The sequence below is a fragment of the Pyrinomonas sp. genome (assembly GCF_040289685.1).
In the GTDB taxonomy this organism is placed as follows: Bacteria; Acidobacteriota; Blastocatellia; order Pyrinomonadales; family Pyrinomonadaceae; genus Pyrinomonas.
Map to the genome: position 1 here is coordinate 1 of NZ_PSLQ01000099.1, position 7,118 is coordinate 7,118.

The window sequence follows — 7,118 nt, forward strand, 5'->3', positions numbered from 1 at the left end:
TGGTTTCCCGCCATAGGTGGAGCTCAGACTCCGGTGGCCACGGTGCGTGGCACGGTGCGCTTGGAACCGTCTGGGGCGGCAGCGCGGCATGCTGCTGTAACCATCGCTGAGCTAGGGCGGACGACGTTTGTCGATGACCGCGGCGAGTTCGTCTTTGCGGACGTTCCGCCCGGCAACTACCATTTCATCGCGCACCTCGATCATGTGCCCGAGACGGCTGCTTCGGTGCGGGTCGTCGCCGGCGAGCAGCGGGTCGAGCTACGTCTAGTGCTCGCCCCGGTGAACGAACAAGTTACGGTGACGGCTTCTGGAGAGGCGGAGGCGTTGGCGCGTGCCTACCGATCGGTGATCTCGGTCGGGGCTTTGCAGCTCCTCGAGAAGAGCACCGTTTCGCTCGGCGAAGCGCTCGATGGACAGCCGGGTGTCGCTAAGCGGGGCTTTGGTCCTGGAGCCGGTCGTCCTGTTCTGCGCGGGTTCGACGGCGACCGCGTGCTGGTTTTGGAGGACGGATTGCGCGTCGCTGGCATCGCCGCACAATCGGGCGACGAAGCCGAGCCGGTCGATCTGCTCACGCTCGAGCGCGTGGAAGTCGTCAAAGGTCCGGCCACTCTACTTTACGGATCAAACGCCATTGGCGGAGTGGTCAACGCCGTTTCGGCTAAGGATGTCTACCAGCGCGGCCTTTCCGGGTACTTGAGCTCTTTCGGCGGCAGCAACGGACGGCAGGCGGGCATCGGCGGCGGTGTGAAAGTCGGCGGCAGGGAACTGCTCATCTTCGCGCGCGGCGGCGCGCAAAAGGCCGACGATTACCGAACGCCGCGCGGTTCGGTGCTGAACTCGCGCGCGAAGAGCGGCGGCGGGGGGATTGGGGGCGGGTGGTTTCCGGCGCGCGGGTGGCTCGTGCTCGACTACTTCTACGATCGGCGGCGACATGGCCTCCCGGCTTCGTCCGATGAGGTGGATCTCGAGAGTTTGGTCGAACGACGTCGAAGTTACGAGGTCCGGGGCGGATGGCGTGCGCCGGGCGGCGCGTTCGACAAGGCGGAGTTCGCCGTTCGGCGCAGCCGCTATCGGGCGCGCGAGTTCGAGTTCGAATCCGACGAGAACCGGACGGAACTCGAATCTTCGGCCAGTAACGATCTCATCGACTACCGTTTCGGCGTGGACCATCGACGGCGCGGGCGTTTGGCTGGCACCGTGGGTTTCTCAGGATTCAGGCGCGACTATACGGCGAGCGGCAAAGAGGCTCCCGCCCCGCGCACCGCACAGAGCTCCATCGCCGCCTACGCTCTTGAACGTTTCGATGGCGACCGTTTCGGCGGGCAGCTAGGCGCGCGCTTCGAGCGGACCGCCTATCATCCGGTCGCCCCCTTCATGGCGCGTCGGTTCTTCGGTTCCTCCATCAGCGCCAGCGGCCGTTTCCCGCTCTGGTCAGACGGTTGGTTGGTCATCAGTTACCAACGCTCCTTTCGCGCGCCGGCGCTCGAAGAACTCTACAACCGTGGGCCGCACCCCGGGCTGCTCGTCTTTGACGTCGGCAATCCGAACCTCCGTTCGGAGCGTGGTCACGGACTCGATCTCGCGCTTCGCCACCGCACGCGCCGCGTCCGCAGCGAGGCGAGCCTCTTCTACTATCGCCTCCGCGATTTCGTCTTCGCTGCGCCTACCGGGCAGGTCGATGCGGAGTCACGGTTGCCCATCGTCGATTATGCACAGGGCGATGGTCGCTACGTTGGTGCGGAAGCGTGGGCCGAGGTGGAGCTACCGCGCGGCTGGTGGTTCAGCGGCAGCGCTGACTACGTGCGAGCTGAACTCGTGCGTCCGCGTCGCGTCCCGTTGCCGCGCATCCCGCCGATGCGTGCCACGATGAACCTCGGTTGGCGTCACGGCGCGTTGAGCATCGGCGCTTCGGTCACGTTGGCGGGCCCGCAACGGCGCTTGTTCGAAAACGAGACGGGCACGGCTGGCTATGCCGTCTTCGGCGGCGATGCTTCCTATGTGCTGGTCCATGGGCGGGCGGCTCATGTTCTTTCGCTGAACGCCTCGAACATAAGCGACGTGCTCTACCGCAACCATCTCTCTTTCGTCAAAGAGTTGGCTCCGGAGATGGGACGCAACGTGCGACTCAGCTACGCGCTGCGCTTTTGAGACACGGCGACGCGCGTTCGTCGTCCTCCGCGTTCGAAGCTCAAGCCTCGCGCGCGGGACGATGATGAAAGTTCTTTTGCCGACGAGCATCGCTCCTCAGCGGAGATGTGGGGCTTGCTGCTCAGCGACCTTGGCGCAGCCGACGGATGATCTCATGGATCTCTTTGGCGTCCTTGTCGTGTGGTTCCAACTGCAGATAGGTTTCGAGTTCTTCGATCGCTTTTGCCCGCTCGCCGCGCTCGATGTAGAGCGCGCCCAAGTATCGGTGAGCTAGATGCGCCTCGCGTCCGCCCAGCGCGAGGGCGCGTCGAAGCGCCGCTTCAGCCTCTTGATGCTTGCCGAGGCCGATGCGGGCGCGGCCCAAGTAGAGGTGGGCCAGCGCCGAATCGCCTCTTCTTTCGATGGCTCGTTGCAGTTCCGCCTCGGCAGCGGCGAACGCGCGTTGCCGCACCAGTGCGATTCCGTAGTTGAGTCGCGGCGCGAAAGCATAAGGGGAAAGGCGCAACGCCGTGCGCAACGCTTCGAGCGCTTCGGGCAATTTGCCGATCCTCATGTACTGCACGCCGAGTTCATTGTAGGCGGAGACAAAAGACGGATACTCTTCCGTCGCTCGACGCAGTTTCTCGATGGCCTCTGCGACCTTGTTTTGGCGCGCCAGCTCCAGCGCTTGTTTGTATAGCTCGGCTGCTGGCGACGGCACGCCAACGAGCGTCGCGTCGATCAGACCTAGGCTTTCGCGTTGGCGCTCACGGGGGCGCAGGTAGATCTGCACAGGGATGATTTGTCCCGATAGGTCACGCCGTTTGGTCGCCGGCTCGATGATGTCGACGTTTTCGGTGACGACCTCGTAGTCGGCGCCAGCATCGACGACGAGGCGGTACGAGCCGCCGCTCAGTCGGCGAAAGGTGAAGGTGCCGTTGTCGTCGCTCAGGGTGAATAGCGCTCCGCCGCGGATGCTGTCGAGTCGGATCTTGGCCCTTTTGTTGAGCGGCTGGCCTGACGGAAGATAGATGTGTCCATCGATCATGTTTCGACCGCCCGTGCCGGGCGCGCCCGGGTCGGGATCAACGCCGCCAAAGGAAGATTGCGCGCGCGCAATCGAAGAGAGCGAGCAGAGGATTATCAGTGCAACGACGCGGAAAGAACGGCGCAGGTTAGCGGTCATGGTGCGCTCCTTTCGCTGGCCGAGCGCTTGTGGTTGATACGCTTCCAACTTTCCGCTCGGCTGCTTTCTCTTCGGTCCTTTGGTACCAGACGATGTGGTCTCCATCGGCGGGACGTTCTGAATAGACGGTGGTCGAGTAGCCGATGGATCGCAACGGAGTGGTTGGCAGTTCAAGCAGCGCGTTGTTGGAGAGCAGAAAGCCGCCCGGACGGATCATGTGCGTTAGATTGAGGGCCGCCAAACTCTGGTCGAGAAGATCGTAGTAGACGAAGACGTTGGTTGCGATGATCAGATCGAACCGTTGGTCCGGAGCGAGCGCAAGCCGTTCGACGGTGACGTTGAGTTCAAGCGGCGTAACGAGGCGCACGTAACGAGGCGCAACGCGCAGGGCGCGCAGACGAAGCGGCAACCCTGAAGGCGCCGTGGCTGGTGCCTCCCGTCCGATGCGCGTGCCCACCGTCTCCCAGTACTTCACGTAATCGCGTTGCCAAGGCGTCCGAGCGTCGAGCGGGAGTCGCAGCTCATACCACTGGCCGTGACGCGCGCTCTCTACGGCTTTGCACAAGTGATCGTTGACGCGACGGCTGATGTCGAAGGTGACGACGCGCAGCTCGTCCGCGCGCGCAAGCCCAAGGCGCAACAGAGAATCCATCAAGGCGAAAGGTTGGATCGACTGGACCGGATAGATGTCGTAGCCTTCCTGCTTATCGGCGAAGTCGAGTCCCGGACCGACGATGGCGACGCGGCGCACGGCGGTGAGCAGCCCGCGCTTTTGCAACGTCGCGAGGGCCTGTTCGATGGCGTAGTTGGGCGGAAGCTGAGTGTCGAACGACAAGCCGCGCTGACTATAGAGACGCGAGCGGGCGATGAACTCTTGGGTCGCATCGCCGGAAGCGCGCGCTGCCGCCAACAAGCGGGCGTAGCTGGCGTGTTCGGCGAAGACGCGCGCGACGCTGGTCAACAGATAGCGTTCGGCCAAATCTCTGCCGGCGGGCGTCCGCAGATCGAATCCATGTTCTTCGACTAAGATCTGGCGAGCGAAGGTCAGCCGCTCATCTCGCGTCGGAGCCGATGCAGCGCGCACTAGGTCGCGCGCTCTGTCTCGGACGGCCGCGACGAGCGCGGTCTGCTCCTTTTCCGCCAAGCGTTCGAGCTGTGCCGTTGTCAGTCGCGGCTGGTGGGTGAAAGAGGTGCCGAACAACAGAAGATTGACGAGCGTGTCCTCTTCGCCGCGCTGGAGACGCGCGCGCGTTTCAGCATCGTGTCGGTCGAGCCAGTCGGACCAACTCTTGGCCTCAACGTCGCGTAACTCCGCCGGCAACGTCTCCCGCAGCGCTTCCAACAACGGCTGCGCCTCGGAGAAAGGCGGTCGCTCGTGCTTCCACGGCGCGAAGCAGAGCGCGAGAAGAAGCGGAGCGAACAGGCCGTGTGTGCCACGCCTTTGAGTCCACGCCGTTTTCATCGCTCCCCTCGATCTCAAAGTGCGCTCCGGAGGGCGAAATGCCCTCCGGAGCGCACCGCTCCAGACGCTTAGAAGATGAACTTCAGCGCCAGTTGGACGTTGCGTCGTCCGTTGCGGAACGCCGGCACGTAGTTGAAGGAGCTGATGTCAGTCTCCCCGCCTCCAATGAAGAGGTTCGGGTGGTTGAAGATGTTGAAGAATTCGCCGCGCAACTGGAGTCGGTACTTCTCACCGAAGAAGAAGCTCTTGTAGACGGCGCCATCTACGTTCCAGTAACCGGGACCGCGGAAGGCATTGCGCCGCGTCATGCCGGACGGGAACGGGCCGACTTCCGTGAAGCCCGATACGTCGGTGAAGTCGCTCGGCGTTTGACCGCTCAGGTCGATGTAGTTGAAGCGGTTCGGCGTGCCGGAGATGGGCGCCGGGTTGCCCGATCCCTTGAAGCTGACCGCAGCGGTCGGAACCAACCTGATGCAGGTGAACAACGCATTGGTGCAGTCATAGACCGTGAAGGGCGATCCCGTGCGCGCCTCGATGATGCCGGCTAAGGTCCAGCCGCCGAAAGCTTGACGCGCGAAGCCGCGCGCATTGCGTGCGACGGGGATGTCCCACGAGAAGTTGCTGATGAAACGGTGCCGGACGTCGAAGTCCGAATAACCGTAGTCGAGACTCGGGTTGAATGGATCGAGGTAACCGAGATTGAAGTTGTTGCCCGATTCGCTAAAGGTCGAACTCAGATTGTCTTTGGTCACAGCGTAGGTGTAACGCGCCCCGAAGTTGAGTCCATAGTTGCGGAAGTTGTCGCTCTCGATCGAGGCGACCAGCGCGTTGTAGTTCGACCGCCCATCGCTTCCGCGAGAGTTGATGTTCGAGTACTGGCCGTTTAGGCGCGACGTTGTCCCGCCAGTCACCAGCGGCGTCGTGCTGTTCAAGTAGCGCAGCCCCGTGCCGGTGCGGTTGATGTTGGCGATCGAGTAGAGCTTGCGCCCCGCTGAGCCAGTGAACTCAACCGAGACGATGGTCCGCCGTGCGAGTTCGTGCTCAAACGAAAGGCTGTAAAGATGCGCGTAGGCGGTGCGGATGTCTTCGCGCACGTGGCGCAGACTGGTTACAGGCAACACCTTCGATCCCGTTCCGGCCAGCGGCCCGACGTTGCTAACGCTGATCGGGATCGAAGGCACATCGGTGCCGGCGATGATCGAGATGACCGCGTAGTTCGGCGGGTTTTGAATCACGTTGAAGGTGACGTTGCCGAAATTGCGTTCGTAAGCGATGCCGTAACCGCCGCGCAAGCTCGTCTTGCCATCGCCGAACAGATCCCACGCAAAGCCGAGGCGCGGCGCGAAGTTGTTCTTGTCCGGTCGCCAGAGACCCCCTACAGGGCTTTCCGGCGCGCGGAAGACTCGCCCGTTGCGAATCCGCTCGAAAATGGTCGAGCCAGAACCGAAGTAGAAGTTCGAGTCGAGCCGCGGGTCCTTGTTGTGCTGCACGCCGTAGTACTCATAGCGCAGGCCGAGGTTGACCGTGACGCGTGGCCGCACGCGATATGCATCGTTGAAGTAGAGGTAGAACTCGCGGTAACGGTTGCTGCGGCTAAATTGCGGCGGCCCAACCGGAAGTTGGATCGTATCGCCGGGAAACTTGCCTTGCGGATTGATCGCCGCTTGGAACTGGCGCAGTTGACCGCTGACGAAATTATTGAGCGCCTCCGAATACCTCCCTTGGCGTCCCAAGGTCTCGCTCGCCGTCTCGTAAGCCCCAAAGGTGCGGTTGTCTTGGATGTAGACGAAAGCGCCGCCGAAGCGCAACTGATGGCGGCTCAGCGTGTAACTCAGGTCTTGGGCCACTTCGCCGACGTTCTGCGGACCACCAAAGGGGATGCCGCTGCCCGGGCTGAAGGGGAGAAATCCGGGGAAGGCGATGTTGAAGCCGTCAATCGAACCCGGCGTGTTGGGGAAAAGATAGAGCGTCGGCACATCACCCTTGTCGCTGAGCGGCTGCAGGTCGTTCAAGCGGTTGTAGGAGAGTTTGGTTTGCGAAACGAAGCGTGGCGAAAAGGTGTGCGTGATCGAGACGAGAGCGTTCTGATTGAACGTGTTCTCGCCGGTGTTGTAGCCCTGGTAGGGGCTGAAGCTTACCGTGCCGGCGAAAAGCTTTTGGCTCTGAATGCCGTACCGCCCATAGACCTGCGTTCTGTCGCTCACGTTCCAGTCAATGCGCGTCACGGTCAAGTAAGTGTTCTGCGGAGCGCCGCCGCCCTGATCGCCGGGACGCTGGTAGCGTACCTGCCCAAATGCGGGCAGATTGGACGGGAGCGAAGCGAAGGGCCCAGTGGGGGGAAGT

General features: G+C 62.6%; 4 protein-coding genes. 1 reads left to right on the forward strand and 3 read right to left on the reverse strand.

Annotated elements, in window-relative coordinates:
• On the forward strand, positions 1-2,148 hold a 2,148-nt coding region (locus tag C4334_RS14110; protein WP_352432729.1), incomplete at its 5' end, for a TonB-dependent receptor.
• Between the two features lie 121 nt (positions 2,149-2,269).
• Here C4334_RS14110 and C4334_RS14115 read toward each other — a convergent pair.
• From C4334_RS14115 to C4334_RS14125, 3 genes are all read right to left on the reverse strand, one after another.
• Positions 2,270-3,313: a tetratricopeptide repeat protein gene (locus C4334_RS14115; protein ID WP_352432730.1), complete on the reverse strand. Its 1,044-nt coding sequence runs from the start codon at positions 3,311-3,313 to the stop codon at positions 2,270-2,272.
• A complete protein-coding gene (locus tag C4334_RS14120; protein WP_352432731.1) occupies positions 3,303-4,775 on the reverse strand; it encodes a hypothetical protein in 1,473 nt (490 codons plus the stop codon). Before C4334_RS14120 ends, C4334_RS14115 begins: the two co-directional genes overlap by 11 nt.
• 68 nt (positions 4,776-4,843) lie before the next feature.
• The coding region (locus C4334_RS14125) for a TonB-dependent receptor (RefSeq protein WP_352432732.1) at positions 4,844-7,118 on the reverse strand (2,275 nt) is incomplete at its 5' end.

Coding starts and splice junctions, on each gene's coding strand:
- C4334_RS14115 (WP_352432730.1), bottom strand. CDS start 3,313: ATGACCGCTAACCTGCGCCGTTCTTTCCGCGTCGTTGCACTGATAATC.
- C4334_RS14120 (WP_352432731.1), bottom strand. CDS start 4,775: ATGAAAACGGCGTGGACTCAAAGGCGTGGCACACACGGCCTGTTCGCT.